Source organism: Ferrovibrio sp. MS7 (genome assembly GCF_038404985.1).
Lineage (GTDB): Bacteria > Pseudomonadota > Alphaproteobacteria > Ferrovibrionales > Ferrovibrionaceae > Ferrovibrio > Ferrovibrio plantarum.
This window is the reverse complement of sequence record NZ_JBBKBA010000001.1, coordinates 2,605,108-2,628,895: the sequence shown is the minus strand read 5'-3', so window position 1 is coordinate 2,628,895 and position 23,788 is coordinate 2,605,108. Positions and strand designations below refer to the sequence as shown.

The window sequence follows — 23,788 nt, the reverse complement described above, 5'->3', positions numbered from 1 at the left end:
AGCGCCAATATCAGAGGCCGAAAATCTCGCGCGGTTCGGCCACGCCGCGCAGGGCATGACGGCCAAGCGAGGCCAGGCCGCTCTTCGACCCCGCTGCCAAGGCAAAGCTATCCGAAGCCAGCAGGCTGCGGTCCAGGGCACCACAGAGATTCTCGATGCGGGCGGCTTCGTTCACCACCGGCCCGATCAGGGTGAAATCCAGCCGGTCGGCTGTGCCGACATTGCCATACATCAGGTCACCGAGATGCAGGGCGATATCCAGTTGCAGGCAATCCAGCCCCTTCGCGGCACGCTCGGCATTCAAGCGCTCCACCGCCGCCAGGCCGGCTTTGGCTGCACGCAAGGCCGCCTGGCAAAACCGGGCAGCATCAATCGGTGCTTCCGCTTCCGGCTGGAAACTGGCCAGCAGGCCATCGCCTAGGAATTTCAACACCTGCCCGCCTTCCGCCGCGATGGCCGGTCCCAGGCAGTCGAAATAGGCGTTCAGCGTCTCCACCAGCGGCTCGATCGCCAGCCGGTCGGCAAGCGCCGTGAAGCCGCGCAGATCGGCATAGAGGATCGCCGCCTCGATACGGTGCGCCATGCCGCGGCGAATATCACCGGACAGCACATGACGCGCCGCATCGTTGCCGAGATAGGCCGCCATCACATCGCGCGTGGTGGCCATCTGCACGGTCGCCTTGATCGCCAGCGCCAGCAGCGGCAGCAAAGCGGCAAGTCTCGCCTTCTCGCTGGCATGGAAGCCGCTCGGGCGGTCGGTAGTCATCGAACAGATCATGCCGATCTCGGCCATGCGCGGCGTCATCGGCAGATGCTCCAGCGACCAACCGAAGCCAAAGGCATGCGCCAGCCAGTCAGTGGCGCCCTGGGCGGCGAATTCATGCAGCACCGGGAAATCAAGCTGCGCCTGCGGCCCCGTCAGGCGCCGATACAGGCAGCGCACGTCATTGCTCAGCATGTAGCGGAACGGACTCTCGAGCCAAGCCTGGGTTTCATCCTGAGGCGCGCGGTGCGGCATCTCTTCGTTGCCGATCCCGGCCTGGTCGCGCAGCCAGGTGAAGGAGCGTGCACGGATCAGCGGATGCAGGGCCGCCAGCGAGACATGCACACGGGTCAGCGCGAAATCCTCGGCTTCCAGCCGGCGGCAAAAACCGGCCAGCAGGTCGTCCACCGCATCACCGCGCAGGCCGGCCTTCAGCAGCCAAGCATCCAGGGAGCCGGGATCATTGGCGGGAGTTTCAAGTGCAACCATGGTTTTAGCCTACACGAAAGCGGGCGGGAAAACCTGCGCTTCCCGCCCGAAACGTGATCACTGTTACGTGGTCGAAACCCGTCTATCGCTGGCTGTGATGCGCCTTTATCGCGGTTTCGCGGATCTGGCTCAAGGAAGCGCGCGGCGTCAGCGCCTCCGGGTCCACCCGCACCTCGATGATCGCCGGCTTGCCGGAATGCCGCGCCCGCTCGAAGGCGGGACCGAAATCCTCGGTACGTTCGACGATTTCGCCATGGCCACCATACGCGCGCGCAATAGCGGCAAAATCCGGATTGAACAATTCGGTGCCGCTCACCCGCGTCGGGTATTCGCGTTCCTGATGCATGCGGATGGTGCCGTACATGCCATTGTTCATCACCACCACGATGATATTGGCGCCATGCTGGCGTGCGGTGGCGAATTCCTGGATCGTCATCTGGATGCAGCCATCGCCGGCAAAGGCGATCACGGTGCGGTCCGGCGCCGCAAGCTTGGCCGCCACCGCCGCCGGCAGGCCATAGCCCATCGAGCCCGAGGTCGGCGCCAACTGGCCGCCATGGCGGCGGTAGCGGTGGAAGCGATGGACCCAGGTGGCGTAGTTGCCAGCACCATTGGTCACCACCGTATCGGCCGCCGTATTGGCCGCCAGCCAGCGCACAATCTCCGACATCTGCACCGGACCCGGCGACTGCGTCGGCTGCTGCCAGGCTTCGTATTCGGCGCGCGCCTGCTTCACCTGCGCGGCCCAGCGGCTGCCATCGATCGGCCCGAGCTTGCGCGCCGCCGCGATGAAGGCGCGCGAGGATGCCTGAATCGCCAGGTCGGCCTGGTAGACGCGGTTGAGTTCTTCCGCACCGGCATGGATATGCACCATCGGCTGATTAGGGCGCGGAATGCCGAACATCGTGTAACCGCCGGTGGTCATCTCCCCCAGCCGCGCGCCCAGCACGATCAGCAGATCGGAATTCTTTACCCGCTCGGCCAATTTCGGATTGGGACCAATGCCGATCTCGCCGACATAGTTCGGCCAGTCATTGTCGATATAGTCCTGGCGGCGGAAAACCGGCGCCACCGGCAGGCCGGCAGCCTCGGCGAAAGCCTGGGTTTCAAGCCGCAGGGCCTCGCTCCAGCCGCCGCCGCCGACAATCAGCAGCGGCCGCTCGGCCTTTTCCAGCATCGCCTTGAAGCGCTGCATGTCCTCCGGGCCGGGATGCGCTTCCGGCACGCTCACCGGCGGCGCGTCGGCGGTTTCCGCCAGTTCGGTCAGCATGTCTTCGGGCAGCGCCAGCACCACCGGACCACGGCGGCCCGATTGCGCCACCGAGAAGGCACGGCTGATATATTCCGGAATGCGCGAGGCATCGTCGATCTGCGCCACCCATTTCGCCATCTGGCCGAACATGCGGCGGTAGTCGATTTCCTGGAACGCCTCGCGCTCGATCATGTCGCGCCCGACCTGGCCGATCAGCAACAGCATCGGCGTCGAATCCTGGAAGGCGACATGCACGCCGGCGGAGGCATTGGTGGCGCCGGGGCCGCGCGTCACCATGCAGACGCCGACCTTGCCGGTGAGCTTGGCATAGGCATCGGCCATCATCGCCGCGCCGCCTTCCTGGCGGCAGATGACGTAGCGCATGGCATTGGCATGGTCATGCATGGCATCCAGCACCGCGAGGTAGCTCTCGCCGGGCACGCCAAAGGCCATCTCGACACCCTGGATACGCAATTGTTCGACCAGGATCTGGCCGCCGGTACGCTTGCTCATAACGCCTTAGCTCCGCTTGATCGGCGCGAAGGACGCCGGGTTCATCAGCTTGGTTTCCTGCGCCACCAGATTGCCCTCCGCCGCCGAGGCGGCGATGAAGGCCTGCCATTCCGGATCGGCCAGCATCGCAGCACGCTTCTTCTCGCGGTCGCCGGCATTCTCGTAGACCCAGATATGCACATAGGTATTGAGCGGCCCGCTCTCGGTGACCAGAAACGCCAGCGGTTCGCCGAGATGGCGCTTCTGCGCCGCAAAACCGAGCTTCTCGTAGAGATCGAGCTGCGGCTTCAGGCGGCCGGGCCGGCAGGTATAGGTGCGCACATCGAGCAGCATGGTTCCTCCTGAGTCTTTAGCTAAGGCTTTGGCAGCAGACTAGAATCCCCCCTCGCCCTTGTCGACCATGAGGAAACCCGGCATAAGCTTTGGCAACGTCTGACGGGAGGAATGGCATGCAGATTGCCGCGCGCATGAACCGGCTCGGCTCGGAAAGCGCCTTCGAGGTGCTGGCACGGGCCAAGGCGCTGGAAGCCCAGGGCAAGTCGGTGATCAATCTCGGCATCGGCCAGCCGGATTTCTCCACGCCGCCGCATGTGGTGGAAGCCGCCGTGAAGGCGCTGCGCGACGGCCATCACGGCTATACCCCGGCCAACGGCATCCTGCCGCTGCGCGAGGCCGTGGCCGCCGATATCGCGGCGCGGCGCGGTGTCAGCGTCGATCCCGACCGCATCGTTATCGTCCCGGGCGGCAAGGTGACCATGGCCACCGCGATCCAGATGTTCGGCGAGCCCGGCGGCGAAATCATGTATCCCGACCCCGGTTTCCCGATCTATGAGTCGCTGGTGAATTTCACCGGCGCCACCGCCATGGGCTATCCGCTGCTGGAAAAGGATGGCTTCGCCTTCCGCGCCGACGACCTGCTGGCCCGCATCACGCCGCGCACCCGGCTGCTAATCGTCAATTCTCCGGCCAATCCCACCGGCGGCGTCGCCCCGGCGGCGGAAGTCAAGAAACTGGCCGAGGGCCTGGCCAAGCATCCGCATGTCGCCATCATGTCGGACGAGATCTACTCGCGCCTGGTGCTGGACGACGACAAGCCCTATGCCAGCTTCATCCCCTATACCGACCTGCATGACCGGCTGATCGTCCTGGACGGCTGGTCGAAGACCTATGCCATGACCGGCTGGCGGCTCGGCTGGGGCCTGTGGCCCAAAAAACTGGCGGAACTGGCCACCAAGCTGGCGATCAATGTGCATTCCTGCGTCAACGCGCCGACCCAGTTCGGCGGCATTGCCGCCCTGCAGGGGCCGCAGGACGCGGTGGAGCAGATGCGCCAGGCCTTCATCCGGCGCCGCAAACTGACCGTGGAAGGCCTTAACAAGCTCCCGGGTGTAAGCTGCATCCAGCCCGCTGGCGCCTTCTACGCCTTCCCGAACATCACCAAGACCGGTTATTCCGCCAAGCAACTGCAAGATGCGCTGCTGGAGGATGCCGGTGTGGCAACCATCGCCGGCACCAGCTTCGGGCGCCATGGCGAAGGCTATCTGCGCTTCTCCTTTGCCGCCGACGATGCGGCTATTTCGGAGGCGCTTCAGCGGGTTGGAAATTGGCTGGCGGCGCACAAGGTGAATAATTGAGCAAATATTTGCCTAATACGAGGGCATTATGCTTAATATCCGTCCTTTTGCACGTCAGACCATCCACCGCACCCCTGGGGTTAGGCCGCTTTTCAGCGCGTTAACAACCCCTTAAAGCTGGCACACTCCGTGCATACAGTTGGGGTGTTCGTTTCAACGCCGACGGTTATCGGGAAAACACCAGAAGACCCATGAAAAAGATCGAAGCCATCATCAAGCCGTTCAAGCTCGACGAAGTGAAGGAAGCCCTGCACGAGATCGGCCTGCAAGGCCTGACCGTGACCGAGGCCAAGGGATTCGGACGGCAGAAGGGCCATACCGAACTCTACCGCGGCGCCGAATACGTAGTCGATTTTCTCCCCAAGGTGAAAATCGAGGTCGTGCTCGACGACAGCATGGTCGAGAAGGCCGTCGAAGCCATCACCCAGGCGGCCCGCACCGGCCGCATCGGCGACGGCAAGATCTTCATCTCCACCGTCGAAGAGGTCATCCGCATCCGTACCGGCGAAAAGGGCACGGAAGCGGTCTGACGGTTGGGCGGGTCGCCACCGCCTGATCATTACCCCAACCCAGTTAACCTGAATCAGGAAAGAGCAGCAGGAAAAAGCCATGGCTGACGCGAAATCCATTCTTAAGCTGATCAAGGACAAAGACGTGAAGTTCGTGGACCTCCGGTTCACGGATCCGCGCGGCAAGTGGCAGCATCTCGCCATCGACATCGCCATGGTCGATGATGATCTGCTCAACGAAGGCACCATGTTCGACGGTTCGTCGATTGCCGGCTGGAAGGCGATCAACGAGTCCGACATGCTGCTGAAGCCGGACCTCAACACCGTTACCTTCGATCCGTTCTCGGCGCAGACCATGCTGGTCCTGTTCTGCGACGTGCTGAACCCGGGCGACGGCACCACCTATAACCGCTGCCCGCGCTCCATCGCCAAGGCCGCCGAGGCCTTCATCAAGTCGAGCAAGGTCGGCGACGTCGCCTATTTCGGTCCGGAAGCTGAGTTCTTCGTGTTCGACGACGCCCGCTTCAAGGTGTCGATGAACGAGACCTTCGTCTACCTCGACGATATCGAAGGCGCCTACAATTCCGGCAAGGCCTACGAAGGCGGCAACATGGGCCATCGCGCCCCGATCAAGGGCGGCTACTTCCCGGTGGCGCCGCTCGATCAGGGCAATGACCTGCGCGGCGAAATGCTGGCGACCATCGCCGGCATGGGCGTGACCGTCGAAAAGCATCACCATGAAGTCGCGAACAGCCAGCACGAGCTGGGCATCAAGTTCGCCCCGCTGGTGAAGTCGGCTGACTCCATGCAGATCTACAAGTACTGCGTCCACAACGTGGCGCATGCCTGGGGCAAGACCGCGACCTTCATGCCGAAGCCGATCAAGGGCGACAACGGCTCGGGCATGCATGTGCACCAGTCGATCTGGAAGGGCGGCAAGCCGCTGTTCGCCGGCAACAAGTATGCCGGTCTGTCGGAACTGGCCCTGTTCTACATCGGCGGCATCATCAAGCATGCCAAGGCGCTGAACGCCTTCACCAACCCGCTGACCAACAGCTACAAGCGCCTGATCCCCGGCTTCGAAGCCCCGGTGCTGCTCGCCTACTCGGCGCGCAACCGCTCGGCTTCCTGCCGCATCCCGTTCGGCGCCGGCGAGAAGGCCAAGCGCGTCGAGGTCCGCTTCCCCGATCCGGGCGCGAACCCCTACCTCGCTTACGCCGCCATGCTGATGGCCGGTCTGGATGGCATCAAGAACAAGATCCATCCCGGCGACGCCATGGACAAGAACCTTTACGACCTGCCGCCGGAAGAACTGGCCAAGGTGCCGCAGGTTTGCGGTTCGCTGCGTGAAGCCCTCGAGAGCCTGGACAAGGACCGCGCCTTCCTCAAGGCCGGCAACGTGTTCAACGACGACTTCATCGACGCCTACATGGAACTGAAGTGGGAAGAGGTGTACGCGTTCGAGCACACCCCGCACCCGATCGAGTTCTCGATGTACTACAGCGTCTAAGCAACGCCGTATCGTCTAACGGAGAGGCCCCGCCGGGAAACCGGTGGGGCTTTTTCTTTGCCATGCCCCGAACGACATAAGGCAACACATCGCTTCATAAGTGAAGCACATCATATTGAATTGAATGGGGTTTGGCTTACTCGACCACTGCCGTGCAGTAGCGCCCCGGGCCGGTGATCTTGGCGCAGGCGGCGTCGGCTTCTGCCTTGCTGGCATAGTTGCCGGCGACCAGGCGGGCATAGGAGCCACGGTTCGGCAGGTCGACCCAGAGGATCGCCGGCTCAAGCTCGGCATAGACCTGGGGATTCGCCTTGAGCCGGGCCTGCCAGTCATTGATCGCCGCTTCCTCGCTGCGATGCGAGGCGAGATGGGCATGCCAGCGCCCGGCATAGGGATTGGGAGTCGCCGCGGCGGTCATGGACTCCGCCGGCTTGGTGGCGGCTGCCTGGCCCGATGCCTGGCCCTGGGCACTGGGTGGCTTCTGGCGCGATCCCGCCGAGGCATTCGGTGCCGGGCTGGCCGCGGCGGTACGGGTGCCGCCCTGCTGGCTGCTACGGGTGTTGCGGGCCGGCTGTGGCGGCGGTGCGGCGGCGGCCTGGGCCGCGCGTTCTTCGGCCGCCTTGCGCTCGGCGGCACGGCGTTCCTCAGCCGCCTTCTCCTGGGCAGCACGTTCCTCGGGCGACACCCAGCCAACCGGCGTGGTGTTGGTCTGCTCCGGGTAGCTGCGGGGCTGGATCGGGTAAGGCTCCGCCACCCGTGGGGCCGTCGCAGGCTGTGGCTTGGTCAATGTCCAGGTAGAAGGGTGTAGCGGTTGTGGCCGTTGCTGGCCCTGGCCCTGGCCCTGGCCCTGAACCTGGCCCTGAACCTGCTCCTGGGGCGTGTCGCAGCCAGCCAGCAAGCCGAGAACCAGGGCAGCGGGCACCAGGAGCGGCAGGGTAGCAGGGTTGCGGCGGGACGAATCCTTCATGGCGGCGATGATGCCATTGCCCCTGCCCTTTGGCGAGGCTTGATCCATCTGGCCCCAGGCCTGACACTCGGGAAACGACATTCAAAAAAGCTTAAGGGGAAGGCAATGCCCAGCGTCGATATCAAGGCGGAAGTCACCGGCAAGGTGTGGAAGATCGAAACCCAGCCGGGCGACAGCATCGGCGCCGGCGACGTGGTGATGATCCTGGAATCGATGAAAATGGAAATCCCGGTCGAGGCGCCGAAGGCCGGCAAGCTTGCCGCCCTGCTCGTCGCCGAGGGCGACAGCGTCAAGGAAGGCCAGGCGCTGGCGCGGCTCGAGGTTTAATTAATTCAAATCGTCATGCCCGGGCTAGACCCGCGCATCTCATGCCTGATGGCAAAAGATGCCCGGGTCACTGTAAGCGCGCGAACGCCAGGGGCGTTCGTGGGCGCACAGGCCCGAAGGGCCCAGGCGGGCATGACGAACTGGTAAGACTTACCGCAACGCCGCCGCGATATTGCCGCCATCGACCACGGCGACGCCGCCGGTGGTCTTCTGCGCCACGGCTAGCTGCACGAAGGCCTGGGCCACATCGGCGGCCTTGACCTCGCGGCCGAGCAGGTTGCCGGACATGTAGTCCTTCTCCGACACGCCGCGCGCCTTGGAACGCTTCGCTACCATCTCATCGGTGAGCAGCCCTGAGCGGATGCGGTCGGCATTCACCGCGCTGGAGCGGATGCCAGCCGCGCCATAGTCGAGCGCATACTGGCGCGAGAGGAACAGCGTCGCAGCCTTGGGCAGGCCATAGGGGCCGAAATCCGGGCCCGGATTCACCGCCTGCTTGGAGGCGTTGAACAACAGGCAGCCGCCGGTCTTCTGCTTCAGCATGATCGCCACCGCCGCCTGGGCGACATACTGGTGGCTGAAGAAATTGAGATCGAAACTCTGGCGCAGCAGCGCGTCGGAAACTTCGCCGATCTTGCCGCCCCAGGCATTGCCGGCATTCGACACCACGATATCGACGCCGCCGAAATGCGCCGCCACCTTGGCAAAGGCCGCGCGCACGTCGGCTTCCTTGGTGACATCGCAGGCAAGGCCGATACCGCCGAGCTTCTTGGCGATCTCAGCGGCCTTGGCACCATCGAGATCGAGCACTGCCACTTCGGCGCCTTCCGACGCAAAGGCCTTGGCGGTGGCGGCGCCGATGGCCCCTGCCCCGCCCGTCACAACCACAACCTGCCGCGCCAACGGCTTCTCACCGCCCTTGCCGAGCTTGGCCTGCTCCAGCGACCAGTATTCGACATCGAAGATGTCGCGCTCGGAAATCGAGGTGAACTTGCCGATGGCCTCGGCGCGGGTGATCACCGCCACGGCGGTCTGCGCGATATCGGCGGCGATGCTGGCATCCTTGCGCGACTTGCCGACGCCGATCAGGCCGAGGCCCGGCACCAGCAGGGCGCGCGGCATCGGATCGAGCATGATCTTCTTCGGCTGCGCCACAGCATTGTTGCGCTCGAAATAGGCCTTGTACTTGGCGATATAACCATCGACCGCTTTCTTGGCCTCGGCGGCGAATACATCCAGCTTGCCGGCCTCGGGTGCTGGCAGGATCACCGGCCAGGGCTTGGTGCGGATCACATGGTCCGGCGTCACCGTGCCGGCCTGGCTGTAGCGCGCCACATCCTTGCCATTCACGAAAGCATCGATTTCCGGGCTCTGGCGGCGATCAAACACCCAGCGGGCATACTGGCCGTCATCGGGATTGACCGGCAGGGCCAGCAGGCCGCGCAGGATCGGCATTACGTCTTCGGGCGCCGCTATCTTCTTCGGCTGCTTGGCCTGGACGAACACGGTCTTCTTGCCCTTGGCCAGACGCGCCTCGGCCATCGAGACATACTCGATCATGCGGTCGTAGGCCTGCTTGGCGGTCTCGCCCCAGGTGAAGATGCCATGCTTCACCAGCACCAGGCCCTCGGCATCGGGCTGCTTGCGGAAGGCTTCCGCCGCCTTCTTGGCCAGGCCGAAGCCCGGCATTTCATATTCCACCACGGCGATGCGCTTGCCGTAGAGCTTCTTCGCCTGCTCGATGCCATCGGGCTGATCGGTCAGCGCCAGCACCGCGTCGGCATGGGTATGGTCGATGAACTTGTGCGGCAGGAAGGCATGGAACAGGGTTTCCACCGAAGGATTCGGCGAGGTCGAATCCAGCAGGTTGCAACGCTGCACGTTGACCATGTCCTCATCGGTCAGCGCCTTGAGGTCGATCAACGCCTGCAGCGGCTTCAGCCGCACGGCGGGCAGCCCTGGCGGCTCGATCACCGCCATGTCCCAGCCCGAGCCCTTCACGCACAGCACGTCCACCGGATTGCCCAGGATGTCGCGCATCTTGGTCTTCACCGAGGTATTGCCACCGCCATGCTGCACCAGGGCGGGCACGCCGCCGAGCAGCCGCGTGGTGTAGGTGCGTATGGCCAGATCCTCATTCACGCCCTGCAGGGCGTAATGCTTGATGGCGGCCTTGGCGTCGCGGTCGGACCAGAGATTCTTCATCGCGGCGGTTCCTTAAAGGGCGTGTTCGGGAAAGAGCGAGACCAAGCCGGCCTCGGAGGCCGGGCAGATGCCGCGCTCGGTAATCAGGCCGGTGACGAGACGGGCCGGGGTGACGTCGAAACCATAATTGGCGGCGCGGGTGGCATCCGGCGCAACACGCACCGAAACGATCTCGCCGGCAGCGGTCTTGCCGCTCATCACGGTCACTTCGCTCTCGGCACGCTCCTCAATGGGAATCTCGCGCACGCCGTCGGCAATCGTCCAGTCGATGGTGGAACTCGGCAGCGCGACATAGAACGGCACGCCGTTATCCTTCGCCGCCAGGGCCTTCAGGTAGGTGCCGATCTTGTTGCAGACATCGCCGCGCCGCGTGGTGCGGTCGGTGCCGACGATACAGAAATCCACCATGCCATGCTGCATCAGGTGGCCGCCGGCATTGTCGACGATCAGCGTATGCGGCACGCCATGGCTGGCCAGTTCCCAGGCGGTGAGCGAGGCGCCCTGATTGCGCGGCCGGGTCTCGTCGACCCAGACATGCACCGGAATGCCGGCATCATGCGCCTTGTAGATCGGTGCCAGCGCGGTGCCCCAGTCGACGCAGGCGAGCCAGCCGGCATTGCAATGGGTGAGGATATTCACCGGGCGCGAGCGGCCGGTCTCGGCATGCATCGCCTGGATCAGGCCAAGGCCGTAATTGCCGATGCTGGAGCAGACCTCCACATCCTCATCGCAGATCTCGGCAGCAAGCTTGTAGGCGGCGGCGGCACGCTCCTTCGGCACCAGCGGCTCCAGCACCTTGCGCACCCGGTCCAGCGCCCAGCGCAGGTTGATCGCCGTCGGGCGGGTCTCGACCAGCACCTCATAGGCCTTGGCCAGCGCCGCATCGGAGGGATCATGGCGCATCGCCAGCGCCAAGCCATAGGCGCCGGTGGCGCCGATCAGCGGCGCGCCGCGCACGATCATCGCCTTGATGGCATGCGCCGCCTCTTCCATGGTGCTGAGGCTGGTGGTGACGAACCGATGCGGCTGCCCGGTCTGGTCGATGATGCCGACCGACCAGCCGTCGTCATTGACCCAAATCGTGCGGTAGGCTACGCCGTTGACCTTCATGGCCGGCCCTTTTCGGAAAGCGGAAAATCGGGCCGGAAAATAGCCGGTTCGGCCCGCCCTAGCAATCGCCGGACGGCGCTCCAAACGGGACCGGGAAACCCGTCATAAATGAGACATTTTTCATGCTGGGCGTAATTTTCCTTTCGGTGGTGGTCGATCTGATCGGCTTCGGCATCGTGCTGCCGCTGCTGCCCTTCTACGCCATCAGTTTCGGCGCCACGCCGGCCACCGTGGCGCTGCTTGCCGCCGTGTTCTCCATTGCCCAGTTCCTTACCGCGCCACTGCTCGGTGCCCTGACCGACCGGGTTGGCCGGCGACCGGTCTTTCTCGCCTGCCTGGTGGTATCCTGCTGCGCCTATATCGGCCTGGCTTTCGCCGACAGCCTGGTCGCCATCTTCCTGGCCCGCATCTTCGCCGGTATCGGTGCCGGCAAGATCGGCATCGCCCAGGCGATCATCGCCGACAGCACCACGCCGGAAACCCGCGCCAAGGGCATGGGCATGGTTGGTGCGGCTTTCGGCATCGGCATGATCCTGGGGCCGGTGCTGGGCGGCCTGCTGACCGGGCCAGACCCGCTCAATCCGAATTATCACCTGCCGGCTTTCGCCGCCGCCGCGGCCTCCCTCGCCGCCTTTGGCTTTGCGCTGTGGCGCCTGCCGGAAACCCGGCAGCCCGGCAGCGGAACCCTGCCGCCGGCCAGCCGCAACCCGCTCAAGCATCTCGATAAGATCAACCGCATCGCGCTGGGTCTGATCCTGGTGCAGTTTTCGATCAATTTCGTGTTCGCGCAGATCGAAGTGCTATTCCCGCTTTTCGCCCGCGCCCGTTTCGATTGGCATGCCTTCGAGGTCGGCATCGCCTTCGCCTGCATCGGCTGTATCGTGCTGGCGATGCAGGGCGGCCTGATCGGACCATTGAGTCGCCGCTTTGGCGAGAACAACCTGCTGCGCATCGGGATCCTGGGGCTGAGCTTCGGCACGCTGCTGGTGGTGTGGGTGGTGAATGTGCCTATGCTGGCGCTGAGCGTGCTGTTCACCGCCTCCAGTTTCGCCATGATCAATCCCAGCCTCGCCAGCCTGATCAGCCGCGCCGCCGATCCGGAGCACCAGGGCCTCACCATGGGTGCGGCACAGAGTTTCGCGGCACTCGGCCGCGTGCTCGGGCCTTTGCTGGGTGGTTACCTGTTTGAAACCGTGAGTCTCGAGGCACCATATATTGCCGGCGGCGTGTTGCTGCTGTTGACCCTGGTGGTATTCTATCGACCGATCAAGGGAAACGCCGGGTAAGCGCCGGATGAGTAGTGCCGTGTACACAGTTCTCGAATGCGTGCAGTTGGGCCAGCCTGAGCAGGCCCTTGCATTCGCCACGCGGCCGCACGGGCCATTGCCGCCGGGCCATGTGCGCGTGGCAGTGCGCGCCGCCGGCATCAATTTCCCCGACCTGCTGATGCTGGCTGGCGAATACCAGTACAAGCCGAGCCTGCCCTTCGTTCCGGGTTTTGAGGCCGCTGGCACCATCATCGAGATGGCACCGGACGTGAGCGGCTGGCGGCTCGGCCAGGCGGTGCTGGCGAATTGCCGTACCGGCGCCTTCGCCGAGGAACTGGTTGTTCCCGATACCAGCCTGCTGCCGAAACCGGAACACTATACCTTCGAGCAGGGCGCTGCCTTTCCGGTCTGCGCCAGCACCGCCTGGGCTGCCCTGGTGGCGCGCGGCGATCTGCGCAGCAACGAACGATTGCTGGTGCTCGGCGCCGGCGGGGGCACCGGCCTTGCGGCAGTGGCGCTGGGGCATCAGCTTGGCGCACGGGTGATTGCCATTGCCTCCACCGAGGAAAAGCGCCGCGCCGCGCGGCAGGCCGGCGCCGATTATGTGCTGGATGCCAGCAAGCCCGACTGGCCAATGGAGGTGATGAATCTCACCGACCAGCACGGCGCCGATGTGGTGTTCGATCCGGTGGGCGGCGATGCCTTCCATGCGGCATGGAAAACCGTGGCGCCGAATGGCCGCTACCTGGTGATCGGCTTCGCTTCCGGCGACCGCCCGAGCCTGGCCGCCAACCGCCTGCTGCTGCGCGGCGCCTCGCTGATCGGCGTGCGTGCCGGTGAACAATTGCGCCGTAATCCGGCGCTGGAACCGCTGCAGCGCCAGAGCCTCGCGGCCTGGCTAGCCAGCGGCAAGGGGCGTCCGCTGGTGAGCGAAATCCACCCCTTCAATCGTGCTGCCCGCGCCATTGTCCGCCTGGGCGAACGCCAGGTTGTCGGCAAGCTGGTCCTGCGCATCCCCTGAAAGCTGCTGCGGTAGCAAAGCCGCGGTGCGGCGGCGATCCGCCGGCAGGATCACAGTGACCGTGGTGCCGATGCCGACTTCACTGTCGATGGCCAGCCGGCCGCCATGCAATTCCACCAGGCTGCGGGTCAGGGCAAGGCCAAGGCCGGTGCCTTCATGGCCACGGCTCAAGGCGGTTTCCACCTGGCTGAAGGGCTGCAGCACGCGTTCGATATCGGCGGCGGCAATGCCGATGCCGGTATCCGATACCGCAATGGCGATGGCTCCATCCTCGCTGACCGATACATTCACATTCACGCGCCCCTCGGCCGGCGTGAACTTCACCGCATTGGTCAGCAGGTTGATCCATACCTGGCGCAGGCGGCGGGTATCGCCCCACACGGTGGGCGGTGGCTTCGGCAATGTCTTCGACAGGTGAATGCTGCCCTGCGCAGCACGCTCGCGCACCAGCAGCAAGGCAGCATCGATGCTGTCCTCGAGATCGAGCCATTCTTCATCGAGCGCCATCTTGCCGGCCTCGACCTTGGCCATATCCAGGATGTCATTGATCAGCGCCAGGAGATGCCGGCCAGAAGCCAGGATGTCGCGGCAATATTCGGTGTATTTCGCATTGCCGAGCGGCCCCAGCATGCCTTCGGAAAGAATCTGCGAGAAGCCGAGAATGGCATTCAGCGGCGTGCGCAGCTCATGGCTCATATTGGCAAGGAAATCGCTCTTGGCACGGTTCGCCGCCTCGGCCTGATCCTTCGCCTGCATCAGCGCCTCTTCGGCGCGGCGCTGGCTGGAGACATCGCGGAACATGCCTTCGATCATCACCGTGTTGCCACGGTCATCGACCACGCGGCGCAAGGTCTTGGCCACCCAGATGATGCCACCGTCGCGCCGGCGCATCTGCGAACGGAAATCCTGCACCGCGCCGTTGCGCTCGAGCAGGTCCATCAATTCGCGCTGGCGCGTGCTCTGCAGGTAGAGCTGGCGGCCGATATTGGTCACCTCGCGCAGCATCACCTCCGGCGAGGCATAGCCGAACACGCGGGCACCGGCCTTGTTCACTGACAGGATGCGGCCTTCTGGCGTCACCTGCAGGATGCCTTCCTGCACGTTATCGAAAATCTGGCGATACTTGGCTTCGGCATGGCGCAGGCGGAGTTGCGCCCGCTTGCGTGCGGTGATGTCGCTGAACACCGAGACATAGCCGCCGCTGCCGAGACCCGGTGGCATGCGGCGCCAGTCGAAGCTCAGCCAGGTGCCATCGGCCAGCCGCACTTCCTGCTTGCGGTCGGCGCGCGTCGAGGCATCGACATAGGCTTCCACCCAGGCCTCGGCTTCCTCGGCGCGCAGATTGACCACGCCCTGGTCGATCAGCAGAAACAGGAAATCCTTGGCCGGGAGACCGGGCACAAGGTCGGCTGGCGACAGCCCGAAGATTTCCGGCAGGCGGCGGTTGAAGCGCAGCAGCCGCGGCCCCTCATCCCACACCGCCAAAGCCTCGCCGATGCCATCCAGCGCGGCGAGAAACAGGTCCGAGGTATCATCGCGGGGGCGGAGTTGCAGCAAGGCCGCGTCGAGCTGTTCCCGGCGGTGGCGGGCGCCCAGTGCCAGCAGGAAATCATCCTCCCCGGCTCCGCTCATGGGCCCGGCTCCGCTCATGGGAGATTCCCCGTAGCGTGGCAAGTCACCCGTCCGTTCACGGACTCACCCTGAATTTTGGAAGCATTCGCCCCACCCCGGTTCCATGTACCCGGCGCCCTGGCGCCCCCGGCGGGCCATGGCCTCCCACCGTTCTTCTGTTTTTGAGGAGAAAGCTTCTCCCATCGCTTCCGACAAACTGACGGAATCACACGAAATTTGTCACACAGCTTGACGTTTGCGGCAAGCGGAATTGCAGTAAAACGCGCAGCAGTGGTGAGATTCCACAGCCTTTAGTCGCAGCCGGAACCCCGGAGTCCGTCAAGCGGTAGTCCGGGGTTCCGGCGCGAAAAGACGAGCATCGCCAGGGCATTGCGCCCAGCGCTACCCGTCTTGGGTTCGCTGCTTAGATGCAGTAGCTCTTCAGCGGCGGGAAGCCGTTGAAGCCCACCGAGGAGTAGGTGGTGGTGTAGGCGCCGGTCGAGAGGATCTGCACCTTGTCGCCGACCTGGAGGTCGAGCGGCATCTGGTAGTCAGCCTTCTCATACAGGATGTCGGCGCTATCGCAGGTCGGACCCGCGATCGAGACCGGACCGGTGGGGCCGCCGTCACGCGGCGTCACCAGGCGGTACTTGATCGCCTCGTCCATGGTCTCGGCCAGGCCGGAGAACTTGCCGATGTCGAGATAGACCCAGCGGCGGTCCTCGTCATAGTCCTTGCGCGAGATCAGCACCACCTCGGCCTGGATCACGCCGGCATCGCCAACCAGACCACGGCCCGGCTCGACGATCATTTCCGGCAGCTTGTTGCCGAAATGCTTCGTCATCGCGTCCGAGATCGCCTTGGCATAGGCTTCCAGCATCGGCACATCCGAGCGATAGCGGGCCGGGAAGCCGCCGCCCAGGTTGATCATGCGCAGCTCCACATCCGCTTCCTGCAGGATGGTGAACATCTGCGCCACCTGGGCCACAGCCTTGTCCCACTGGCCGAGATCGGTCTGCTGCGAGCCGACATGGAAGGAGATGCCGTAGGGCTCCAGGCCCAGACGGCGCGCCTGTACCAGCAGGTCCGCAGCCATGCGCGGCGAGCAGCCGAACTTGCGCGACAGCGGCCATTCGGCGCCCTCGCACTCCATCAGCACGCGGCAGAACACGCGCGAGCCCGGCGCTACGTCAGCCAGCTTCAGCAGCTCGGCTTCGGAGTCGAAGGCATAGAGGCGCACGCCCTTGTTGAAGGCCACGGCGATATCGCTGCGCTTCTTGATGGTCGAGCCGTAGGAAATGCGGTCGGCGGTCACGCCCTGGCTCAGGCACAGCTCAATCTCGCCGGTGGAGGCGACATCGAAGCTGGAGCCGAGATCGGCCAGGCGGCGCACGATTTCCTCAGCCGGGTTCGCCTTGGTGGCATAGAACACCTTGGCCAGCGGCAGCAAACGGCGCAGCGTGCGGTAGTTGTGCTCAACCACATCGACATCGACCACGAGGAACGGCTCGGTGTCCTGGCAATCGGCGAGGAACTTCTGAATTTTCGGGGTGATCTGCCCCTGCTCAAAACGCTTCACGGGCGTATTTCGCAGACGAGTCTTCACGCGGCCACCATTGGCTGCAAGCATCGAAACCTCCCTCTCGGACCGGCTCTGAACCCGACACAGCTTTCACTGTGCCACCAAAAGAGACGCGTTCGTCGTTGCATAACCTGCCAGGGGCCATCGGCACGTGCGGGTGCGTCACATGAGGTGCTATTTACAACATTTGCCCCCCAACGCAATAGCAAACTGCCCCCTCGCGAAATTTTTTTTCGCTCACTGTGTCCCAGGGGTCACTGCCGGGGAGGACACAGCACCCACAGAAATGCAAAAAAGCCGCAATTCATGCGGCTTTTTTGCTATTTGAGCGCTGGGCCGATAACGCCGCCGAAGTGTGTCACAAAACGACTCCGGCGAGGCTAAAACCGGCGCTTTTCCCCAGCGGCGGGTCGCCGCGGAGGAAAGGGCAACGGAATCGGGTCAGCGCGAGGCAACCTGGGAGACGATGCCGGCAAAGTCCTTCAGCCGCTCCGCCGGCAGCATCGCCGGGCTGCTCGGGCTGCCAAGGCCCTGAATCCGCGTGGCGAGGCCCTGGCGGTCGAGCCGCACGCTGCGGCCACCGAAGCCGGTGACCTCGGCGCGGCCAGGGCTCAGCATCACCACGTCCGTTACATCCGGCGTGACGCGGCCTGCAACCGCCGCAGCACGAATGCTGACACTGCCCGAGGGCAGCACCACATACACCAGGCCAGGGTTAGCGGAATCGACATGGAAGCTGCCCCGCTCTAGCCGCAGCACGATGCGATCGGGGGCATATTCGTCGACGCTGATGGCGCTGTTCGGACCAATCACCACATTGGTGCCATCGGCAAGCCGCACGGCGATGCCGGAGCCGGGTCCAGCAGCGAGCCGCTGGCCGAGTACCACGGAGACATTGCGGCGCTGGTCATGGCCCACCACGCGCGGCACCGGGCTGGCGGCAATCGCCAGAGGCTCGGCGGACAGGCTGTCCGGCGAGGCGGCAAAAGCCGGCGCGGCAAGACCGGCAGCGGTGGCAACGGCAAGAGTGAGTCCGATACGGACGAGGCGGCGATAGAGGAAGGCCATGGCACGTTCCTTTGATTTGTCTGGGCTTGGTGTATGTCTTAGCCCGACAAATGGGAGCGTGGCGGCGCAAGTCGAGGGCCAGCCTGTGACAGCCGACACACTAGACTCCGATGTGACCGGTGGAATTCGCTATTTGGTGCCGTAAAGCCGGTCGCCGGCATCGCCGAGACCGGGACGGATATAGCCATGGTCGTCGAGCTGGCGGTCCACGGCGGCGGTATAGACCGGCACGTCCGGGTGGCTGTCATGGAACACGCGCAGGCCTTCCGGCACGGTGAGCAGGCAGACAAACTTGATCTGCGTGGCACCAGCCTGCTTCAGGCGGGACACTGCTGCCGCTGCGGAATGGCCGGTGGCCAGCATCGGATCCACCACCACGACAAGGCGCTGGCTCACATCGTCGGGCAGCTTGAGGTAATACTCCACCGGCACCAGGGTAGCGGGATCGCGGTAGAGCCCGACATGCCCGACGCGGGCAGAAGGCACCAGATCGAGCATGCCATCCAGAATGCCGTTGCCAGCGCGCAGGATGGAGACGAAGCAGAGCTTCTTGCCCAACAGCAGCGGCGCCTGCATCTGCTCCAGCGGCGTCTCAATGCTCACCAGCTCGGTCGGCAGGTCGCGCAGCACCTCATAGGCCATCAGCAGGCTGACCTCGCGCACTAGGCCACGGAATTCGGCGGTCGACACTTCCTTGCGGCGCAGCAGTGTCAGCTTGTGCTGCACCAGAGGGTGATCGATCACATGCACGTTCGACATTCGCACACTCCCTTAGAAAACCGTGCCATCGCTGATGATGTTGAGTGGTGGCGGCCCGCCAGGCCGGCGCTCGGCGGCGATGCGCCGTCCCGCGGCCCAGGTGCCGCCTTCGAGCAGGCTGGCCAGCGGCAGCTCGGCTCGGGTTTTGCCCAAGCGGCGGCGTAGCGGATCGGCCAGGCGGTCCAGCAACGCCACCGTCAGGGCACGCCATTCCACGACAGCCTCATGGGCTGGCGGCAGCCGCTCGGCGGCCAGGGCCGGATCCTTCAGGCGCAACACGCCAAGATCGAGGAACAGGCCGCCATTGCGGTATTCCGGCAGGCCGGTCAGCGCATCCAGATCAGCGACGCGGATACCCGCCTCCTCCAGCGGTTCGACCAGCGAATAGGCCAGCCACTGCGACAGCTTGTGGAACGGCACCAGGCCATTGCTGGCATCCGGCGCGGTGGCCGCCGCATGGCGCCAGCAATCGCCGAGATTGACGCCCTCGAACTCGATCCGCCCCGGCCAGACTGGGCCAAGGCCGCGCAGCAACGCCTTGAGGATGGCATCCGCCGGCAGCACGCCATCGCGCGCCTGCGCCTTCAGGTGATCGAACAGGAAACCGATGCGCGGCACCTCATCGGCACGGCCGAAGTAATCCGGGCTCTTGCGTAATGCTGCGCCAAGATCGCGCAGCAGCTTGGTGCGCCCTTCCAGGCCATCGAGCGGATTATCCGCCGTCACCTGGAATGCCTGGGCGATATCCTCCGTGGCGATACGCTCCAGGCCTTCGGCATCGGCGCGGCAGGGCAAGGCTTCCGGCAGGCGCGAGAACACACCCTTCTGGAAGGCATGCAAGCTGGCCACCGCCAAGCCTTCCGAACGCGCCAGCATCTGGCCCGTACCCGGCTCCTCGTATTTCCATGCCGCGCCCGCGCCGGCATCGAGCAGCACCGACACCACGGCGAGATCGAAACGGATGCGCGCCAGTTCATCCGGGTGGATGCCCTGGAAACGGGGCGCCAGCTTGTCCCAGCGGTCGCCGAAATGGCGCCAGCGGGCGTGATAGGGAATCTTCAAGGAGGGGTAATTCGCGCGGATGACCTCTGCGACGTAATCCGCCGCAGCTTCCAGCCGGCCGGCGTCGAGCGTGAAATACGCCGACTTGCCGGCAGCAACATGGGCATAGAGCTGCTCGGCGCGGGCACGGATCGCCACCGGGCTGAGCAGCCAGTCAAGCAACTCACTCATCCAGCCGGCGGCCCTTGCTCTGCTTCAGTTCGGCGGCATCGGGCACCTTGTCGGTGAAATAGCCAGCCGCCTTCTTGGCATCCATTTCCACCCGCGCATCGGCGGGGATCAATTCGTCCGGGATCGGGATGCGCTCCACCACCTCGATGCCGCTATCCACCAGCGGCTGGAATTTCAGATTGCTCATCGACACCAGCTTGTCGACACGGGTGATGCCGAGCCAGTGCAGCACATCGGGCATCAATTCCTGGAAGCGCATGTCCTGCACGCCGGCAACGCACTCGGTGCGCTCGAAATAAGCCTCGGCACGGTCGCCGCCGGCCTGACGCTTGCGGGCATTGTAGACCAGGAACTTGGTTACCTCGCCGAGCGCCCTACCCTCCTTGCGGTTATAGACAATGACGCCGACGCCGCCCCGCTGCGCCATCTCGATGCAGACTTCTATGCCATGGGCGAGGTAAGGCCTGCAGGTGCAGATATCGGAGCCGAACACGTCGGAACCGTTGCATTCATCGTGGATGCGGCAGGCGATGCGGGTTTCCGGCTTGCCGAGCTTGGCGATATCGCCGAACAAGTACACCGTCATGCCGCCGATCGGCGGCAGGAATACCTTGAGATCGGGCCGCGTCACCAGTTCCGGGAACATGCCGGCGGTCTGCTCGAACAGATTGCGGCGCAAGTCGGTCTCGCTGATCTTGAACCGCGCCGCCACGCCGGGCAGCCACCATACCGGCTCGATGGCGACCTTGGTGACGCGCACATCGCCATTCGCCGCCAGCACTTCGCCATCGGCCTTGAGGCGGCCAGCGCGCATGGCATCCAGCAACTCAGGCATGTTGATATGCGCCTTGGTCACCGCGATGCTCGGGCGGATATCGGCACCGAGCCGGATCAGGTCGGCATAGGCCTCGCTGACCATGTGGCCGAACGGGTCCATGGACACGATCTTCGCCGGATCGGCCCATTGCGGAAACGGCCCGATGGCCTCGGCCGGCGCGGTGTTGGTGAGATCGGGCTTGTGATCGGCCTTGAGCTGCCCGGCGGCGATGGCCAGCGCGCGATACAGCGCATAGGCACCGGCATGGGTGCCGATGGCATTCTTTGCGGCGATGGCGGCGCCCTCGCCGGTATGCACGGTCGCAATGATCGGGCCACGGCGTAGCGGATCGGCGGCACCCCAGTCGATGGGCAAGGGCTTCGGTCCGCTGCCGCCGGGATGCGAGGTGAGAACGATGGGCTTGATTGCCGGCTTCTTGGCCGGCAGGTCGGTCTCGGTCTTCATCCCCCATCCTAACGCCGGATCGCTGGATCGCCAAGGCACCCGATCTAGCCATAGCGCCCCTAGACCATGCCGCCTAGAGTACTATTTCCCCTTCTACTGGCTCCGCCCCGCGCCTAGTACCCAGAAAAGCAGAACAAGGATTTGTACTCATGTCGTCAATGCCCGGCGCTGCGGCCAAGCCGCCCGGCGGTGTGGAAACTATTCCCGCCCACAAACTCTGGACCGCACTGGGCGTGGTTGTCGCCGCGCTGCTGACCTGGGTCCTGACAAAGCAGCATATCCCGCAGGAGATGGCGCTGACCGCCGCGCTGGGCGTGTTCGGCATCGGCCTGTGGGCCAGCGGAGCGCTGCCGGAATACTGGACCACGCTGGCCTTCTTCCTGTTCGCCGTGCTGCTGCATGTGGCGCCACCGGCGGTGATCTTTTCCGGCTTTCACTCCACCACCTTCTGGCTGGTGCTGGGCGGCCTGGTGATCGGTGCCGCCATTCGCTTCACCGGTCTCGGCCAGCGCATCGCGCTGCTGATGGCGCGCGCCTTAGGGATGCGCTACCGCAATATCGTGCTCGGCATCGCGCTGGTCGGGCTGCTGCTGGGCTTCCTGATGCCGTCCTCCATGGGCCGCGCCGTGCTGCTGGTGCCAATCACCATGGCGCTGGCCGACCGCATGGGCTACGCGGAAGGCCGCAACGGCCGCATTGGCATGCTGCTCGCCGCCTGCTTCGGCAGCCATGTGCCAACCTTCTCGATCCTGCCTTCCAACATCCCGAACACCATCCTGGCCGGCAGCGCGGAAACCCTCTACGGCTACACCACCACCTATGGCCAGTATCTGCTGCTGCATTTCCCGGTACTCGGACTGCTGAAATCCGCCGTGATGGTGGTGCTGATCCTGTGGCTGTTCCCGGACCGCGACGCGGAAGCGGCCAAGGATGAGGACAGCACCGCGTTGGGGCCGATGACGGCGCCGCAATGGCGCTTGAGTGTCATACTCGGCCTCAGCCTGATCCTGTGGATCACCGACGCGCTGCATCATGTCTCGCCGGCCTGGGTCAGCCTTGGCGCGGCCCTGGTCTGCCTGCTGCCAAGCCTCGGCCTGACCTCGAAACGGGTGTTCAACGAGGAGATCGGCTTCGCGTCGCTGTTCTTCCTCGCCGGCGTAATGGGACTCGGCGCCATCGTCGCCGGTTCCGGCTTGGGGCCGCTGCTGGTGCATGGCTTCGAGCACGTGGCGCATTTCTCCCATGATACGCCGTTCTGGAATGTGGGCATGCTGGCAACCGTTTCCAGCGCCATCGGCGTTGTCACCACGCTGGCCGGTGTGCCCACCATCATGACGCCAATGGCCGAGGAACTGGCGCGCGCCACCGGCCTGCCGCTGGCCAGTGTGCTGATGAGCCAGGTGCTCGGCTTCTCCAACATTCTGGTGCCCTACCAGTCGCCACCTTTGCTGCTCTCGACGCAGCTCGGCCGCGTGCCAATGGCTGCCGCCACCAAGCTCTGCCTGTGGCTGTTCGCCATCAGCTCCGTTGTGCTGATACCGCTCGACCTGCTGTGGTGGCGCCTGCTCGGCTGGCTCTAGACGCGAACGATCGTCGCCAGGGCCGTGGCGACGATCTTCTTCGTGCCCTGGTGTTCGGCGAACACATCGGCACGCGTCACCACCTGCGCCTTGCCGGCCTTGATCACCGAGCCGGTGGCGTATAGACGCTGCCCCACCGCCGGCGCCAGCAGGTTGAGCTTATATTCCGCCGTCACAACGTCGCCGGCCACCGAGGCCGCCGCCCAGGCACAGACCGTATCCGCCATGTAGCCGACCACGGCGCCATGGGCGAAGCCATGATGCTGCGTCATCTCGCTGCGCAGATTGGCGGCGATCTCCACCTGTCCGGGTTCGAAATGCAGCAGTTCCGTGCCGATCCAGGTGGTGAACGGGCTGGTCTTCATCGCCGCTTCGAGCAATTCACGCGATGGTGGCAGCTTGGCGATATCAGTCATTGCAGTATCTCCTCAAGTTGCCGGCCAATGCCGCGCAGCGGCTCGCCGGAAGCCTGCACGCGGCAGAGAATCATCGCTCCCTCGAAGGCGGCGAGAATCAGTTCTGCGCGCGCCTCGGCGCGCTGCTCACTGCGCCCTTCCGCCAGCAAGGCGGCGCTGAGGATGGCAGCCCATTGCGCATAGCCCTGGCGGCAGGCCTCGCGCAGAGCTGCGTTGAAGGCGCCGGTCTCGACCGCGACGATGGTGAGCGGCGAGCCATCGCGGAATCCCGATTTTTCCAGCCAGCCGGCAATGCGGTCAGCGGTGCGCCAGATCGCCACCGCCACGCTCGGCGCGGCATCGATCTCGGCGCGCAGGGTTTCGGTGAAGCTTTCCGCCGCCCAGGCCACCGCCTCGGCGGCAAGCTGCTCCTTGCCGTCTGGAAAATGGTGATACAGCGAGCCTTTCGGGGCGCCGCTTTTCTCGATGATGCGATTGAGGCCTACAGCGGCATAGCCATGGCGCGAAAACAGCTTCGCTGCCATTTCCACGAAGCGGTCGCGGCTCGATTGGGTGCGTTTGGCCATAACCAGAATTATACAGACTGGTCTAGTTATGACAAGGGTAGAAAAAGCGTCATACCCCGCGGAGGCGGGGTATCCACGAGTAGAGTTTTTTTTACTTAACGAAAGAACTCGTGGATGCCCTGC

The 23,788-nt window shown here is 64.6% G+C and carries 20 protein-coding genes and 1 pseudogene; 7 read left to right on the top strand and 14 right to left on the bottom strand.

Annotated features, from left to right (window positions below):
- Positions 1-10: 10 nt before the first annotated feature.
- The 3 genes from V6B08_RS12625 to V6B08_RS12615 all read right to left on the bottom strand — a co-directional run bounded on the left by V6B08_RS12625 (position 11) and on the right by V6B08_RS12615 (position 3,350).
- Complete coding sequence (locus V6B08_RS12625) at positions 11-1,252, bottom strand: adenylate/guanylate cyclase domain-containing protein (protein ID WP_341981250.1); 1,242 nt, start codon at positions 1,250-1,252, stop codon at positions 11-13.
- Between the two features lie 82 nt (positions 1,253-1,334).
- Positions 1,335-3,017 (bottom strand): thiamine pyrophosphate-binding protein, encoded by a 1,683-nt coding sequence (locus V6B08_RS12620; protein WP_341981248.1) that lies wholly within the window; start codon positions 3,015-3,017, stop codon positions 1,335-1,337.
- A gap of 6 nt (positions 3,018-3,023) precedes the next feature.
- Positions 3,024-3,350 carry an NIPSNAP family protein gene (locus V6B08_RS12615; RefSeq protein ID WP_341981247.1) on the bottom strand — a complete coding sequence of 109 codons (327 nt, stop codon included), beginning with the start codon at positions 3,348-3,350 and terminating at the stop codon, positions 3,024-3,026.
- Between the two features lie 116 nt (positions 3,351-3,466).
- Between V6B08_RS12615 and V6B08_RS12610 the strand changes: the two genes are divergently transcribed.
- The 3 genes from V6B08_RS12610 (at position 3,467) to glnA (ending at position 6,670) form a co-directional block, all read left to right on the top strand.
- Positions 3,467-4,651, top strand: coding sequence for a pyridoxal phosphate-dependent aminotransferase (locus tag V6B08_RS12610; RefSeq protein WP_341981245.1), 1,185 nt, complete (start codon positions 3,467-3,469; stop codon positions 4,649-4,651).
- 191 nt (positions 4,652-4,842) lie between these two features.
- Positions 4,843-5,181, top strand: coding sequence for a P-II family nitrogen regulator (locus V6B08_RS12605; RefSeq protein ID WP_341981243.1), 339 nt, complete (start codon positions 4,843-4,845; stop codon positions 5,179-5,181).
- A gap of 79 nt (positions 5,182-5,260) precedes the next feature.
- Entirely contained in the window at positions 5,261-6,670 is a 1,410-nt protein-coding gene (glnA, locus tag V6B08_RS12600) for a type I glutamate--ammonia ligase (RefSeq protein WP_341981241.1), read from the top strand.
- A gap of 136 nt (positions 6,671-6,806) precedes the next feature.
- On the opposite strand, the gene V6B08_RS12595 is transcribed toward glnA, so the two are convergent.
- On the bottom strand, positions 6,807-7,718 hold the full coding sequence (locus V6B08_RS12595; RefSeq protein WP_341981239.1) for an SPOR domain-containing protein: 912 nt from the start codon (positions 7,716-7,718) through the stop codon (positions 6,807-6,809).
- A gap of 24 nt (positions 7,719-7,742) precedes the next feature.
- Here V6B08_RS12595 and V6B08_RS12590 point away from each other — a divergent pair, with 24 nt between their 5' ends.
- Complete coding sequence (locus V6B08_RS12590) at positions 7,743-7,964, top strand: biotin/lipoyl-binding carrier protein (protein ID WP_341981237.1); 222 nt, start codon at positions 7,743-7,745, stop codon at positions 7,962-7,964.
- A gap of 150 nt (positions 7,965-8,114) precedes the next feature.
- Here the strand turns inward: V6B08_RS12590 and V6B08_RS12585 are convergent, their stop codons facing one another.
- Positions 8,115-10,169, bottom strand: coding sequence for a bifunctional aldolase/short-chain dehydrogenase (locus tag V6B08_RS12585; RefSeq protein ID WP_341981235.1), 2,055 nt, complete (start codon positions 10,167-10,169; stop codon positions 8,115-8,117).
- 12 nt (positions 10,170-10,181) lie between these two features.
- Complete coding sequence (gene mtnA, locus V6B08_RS12580) at positions 10,182-11,279, bottom strand: S-methyl-5-thioribose-1-phosphate isomerase (protein ID WP_341981233.1); 1,098 nt, start codon at positions 11,277-11,279, stop codon at positions 10,182-10,184.
- A 122-nt stretch (positions 11,280-11,401) separates the two neighbouring features.
- Between mtnA and V6B08_RS12575 the strand changes: the two genes are divergently transcribed.
- Positions 11,402-12,565 carry an MFS transporter gene (locus V6B08_RS12575; RefSeq protein ID WP_341981231.1) on the top strand — a complete coding sequence of 388 codons (1,164 nt, stop codon included), beginning with the start codon at positions 11,402-11,404 and terminating at the stop codon, positions 12,563-12,565.
- A gap of 19 nt (positions 12,566-12,584) precedes the next feature.
- On the top strand, positions 12,585-13,568 hold the full coding sequence (locus V6B08_RS12570; RefSeq protein ID WP_341981229.1) for an NADPH:quinone oxidoreductase family protein: 984 nt from the start codon (positions 12,585-12,587) through the stop codon (positions 13,566-13,568).
- A 48-nt stretch (positions 13,569-13,616) separates the two neighbouring features.
- On the opposite strand, the pseudogene V6B08_RS12565 reads toward V6B08_RS12570, so the two are convergent.
- The 6 genes and pseudogenes from V6B08_RS12565 to V6B08_RS12540 form a co-directional block, all read right to left on the bottom strand.
- Positions 13,617-15,200 (bottom strand): annotated as a pseudogene (locus V6B08_RS12565) (sensor histidine kinase); the annotation flags it as partial.
- Between the two features lie 403 nt (positions 15,201-15,603).
- The gene (locus tag V6B08_RS12560) at positions 15,604-16,734 is read right to left on the bottom strand and encodes a type III PLP-dependent enzyme (protein ID WP_341981648.1); all 1,131 of its coding nucleotides are present in this window, start codon (positions 16,732-16,734) and stop codon (positions 15,604-15,606) included.
- Between the two features lie 468 nt (positions 16,735-17,202).
- Complete coding sequence (locus tag V6B08_RS12555) at positions 17,203-17,829, bottom strand: FecR domain-containing protein (protein WP_341981227.1); 627 nt, start codon at positions 17,827-17,829, stop codon at positions 17,203-17,205.
- A gap of 129 nt (positions 17,830-17,958) precedes the next feature.
- Positions 17,959-18,588, bottom strand: a complete 630-nt coding sequence (gene upp / locus V6B08_RS12550) for a uracil phosphoribosyltransferase (protein WP_341981225.1) — start codon at positions 18,586-18,588, stop codon at positions 17,959-17,961.
- Positions 18,589-18,600: 12 nt separating this feature from the next.
- Positions 18,601-19,821 carry a URC4/urg3 family protein gene (locus V6B08_RS12545; RefSeq protein WP_341981223.1) on the bottom strand — a complete coding sequence of 407 codons (1,221 nt, stop codon included), beginning with the start codon at positions 19,819-19,821 and terminating at the stop codon, positions 18,601-18,603.
- Positions 19,814-21,103 (bottom strand): GTP cyclohydrolase II, encoded by a 1,290-nt coding sequence (locus V6B08_RS12540; RefSeq protein WP_341981220.1) that lies wholly within the window; start codon positions 21,101-21,103, stop codon positions 19,814-19,816. Before V6B08_RS12540 ends, V6B08_RS12545 begins: the two co-directional genes overlap by 8 nt.
- Before the next feature lie 149 nt (positions 21,104-21,252).
- Between V6B08_RS12540 and V6B08_RS12535 the strand changes: the two genes are divergently transcribed.
- Positions 21,253-22,683: an SLC13 family permease gene (locus tag V6B08_RS12535; protein WP_341981218.1), complete on the top strand. Its 1,431-nt coding sequence runs from the start codon at positions 21,253-21,255 to the stop codon at positions 22,681-22,683.
- Here the strand turns inward: V6B08_RS12535 and V6B08_RS12530 are convergent.
- Complete coding sequence (locus tag V6B08_RS12530) at positions 22,680-23,099, bottom strand: PaaI family thioesterase (RefSeq protein WP_341981216.1); 420 nt, start codon at positions 23,097-23,099, stop codon at positions 22,680-22,682. The two genes, V6B08_RS12535 and V6B08_RS12530, sit on opposite strands and share 4 nt — an antisense overlap.
- Positions 23,096-23,665 (bottom strand): TetR/AcrR family transcriptional regulator, encoded by a 570-nt coding sequence (locus V6B08_RS12525; RefSeq protein ID WP_341981214.1) that lies wholly within the window; start codon positions 23,663-23,665, stop codon positions 23,096-23,098. The genes V6B08_RS12530 and V6B08_RS12525 overlap by 4 nt, the downstream gene beginning before the upstream one ends.
- Positions 23,666-23,788: the final 123 nt, after the last annotated feature.

What these genes read in the sequence shown, in the direction of transcription:
- V6B08_RS12545 (WP_341981223.1), bottom strand. Translation starts at nt 19,821, where the DNA reads ATGAGTGAGTTGCTTGACTGGCTGCTCAGCCCGGTGGCGATCCGTGCC.
- V6B08_RS12590 (WP_341981237.1), top strand. Translation starts at nt 7,743, where the DNA reads ATGCCCAGCGTCGATATCAAGGCGGAAGTCACCGGCAAGGTGTGGAAG.
- V6B08_RS12555 (WP_341981227.1), bottom strand. Translation starts at nt 17,829, where the DNA reads ATGGCCTTCCTCTATCGCCGCCTCGTCCGTATCGGACTCACTCTTGCC.
- V6B08_RS12525 (WP_341981214.1), bottom strand. Translation starts at nt 23,665, where the DNA reads ATGGCCAAACGCACCCAATCGAGCCGCGACCGCTTCGTGGAAATGGCA.
- V6B08_RS12610 (WP_341981245.1), top strand. Translation starts at nt 3,467, where the DNA reads ATGCAGATTGCCGCGCGCATGAACCGGCTCGGCTCGGAAAGCGCCTTC.
- V6B08_RS12625 (WP_341981250.1), bottom strand. Translation starts at nt 1,252, where the DNA reads ATGGTTGCACTTGAAACTCCCGCCAATGATCCCGGCTCCCTGGATGCT.
- V6B08_RS12540 (WP_341981220.1), bottom strand. Translation starts at nt 21,103, where the DNA reads ATGAAGACCGAGACCGACCTGCCGGCCAAGAAGCCGGCAATCAAGCCC.
- V6B08_RS12585 (WP_341981235.1), bottom strand. Translation starts at nt 10,169, where the DNA reads ATGAAGAATCTCTGGTCCGACCGCGACGCCAAGGCCGCCATCAAGCAT.
- V6B08_RS12615 (WP_341981247.1), bottom strand. Translation starts at nt 3,350, where the DNA reads ATGCTGCTCGATGTGCGCACCTATACCTGCCGGCCCGGCCGCCTGAAG.
- V6B08_RS12595 (WP_341981239.1), bottom strand. Translation starts at nt 7,718, where the DNA reads ATGTCGTTTCCCGAGTGTCAGGCCTGGGGCCAGATGGATCAAGCCTCG.
- upp (WP_341981225.1), bottom strand. Translation starts at nt 18,588, where the DNA reads ATGTCGAACGTGCATGTGATCGATCACCCTCTGGTGCAGCACAAGCTG.
- V6B08_RS12605 (WP_341981243.1), top strand. Translation starts at nt 4,843, where the DNA reads ATGAAAAAGATCGAAGCCATCATCAAGCCGTTCAAGCTCGACGAAGTG.
- V6B08_RS12535 (WP_341981218.1), top strand. Translation starts at nt 21,253, where the DNA reads ATGTCGTCAATGCCCGGCGCTGCGGCCAAGCCGCCCGGCGGTGTGGAA.
- V6B08_RS12620 (WP_341981248.1), bottom strand. Translation starts at nt 3,017, where the DNA reads ATGAGCAAGCGTACCGGCGGCCAGATCCTGGTCGAACAATTGCGTATC.
- V6B08_RS12575 (WP_341981231.1), top strand. Translation starts at nt 11,402, where the DNA reads ATGCTGGGCGTAATTTTCCTTTCGGTGGTGGTCGATCTGATCGGCTTC.
- mtnA (WP_341981233.1), bottom strand. Translation starts at nt 11,279, where the DNA reads ATGAAGGTCAACGGCGTAGCCTACCGCACGATTTGGGTCAATGACGAC.
- glnA (WP_341981241.1), top strand. Translation starts at nt 5,261, where the DNA reads ATGGCTGACGCGAAATCCATTCTTAAGCTGATCAAGGACAAAGACGTG.
- V6B08_RS12530 (WP_341981216.1), bottom strand. Translation starts at nt 23,099, where the DNA reads ATGACTGATATCGCCAAGCTGCCACCATCGCGTGAATTGCTCGAAGCG.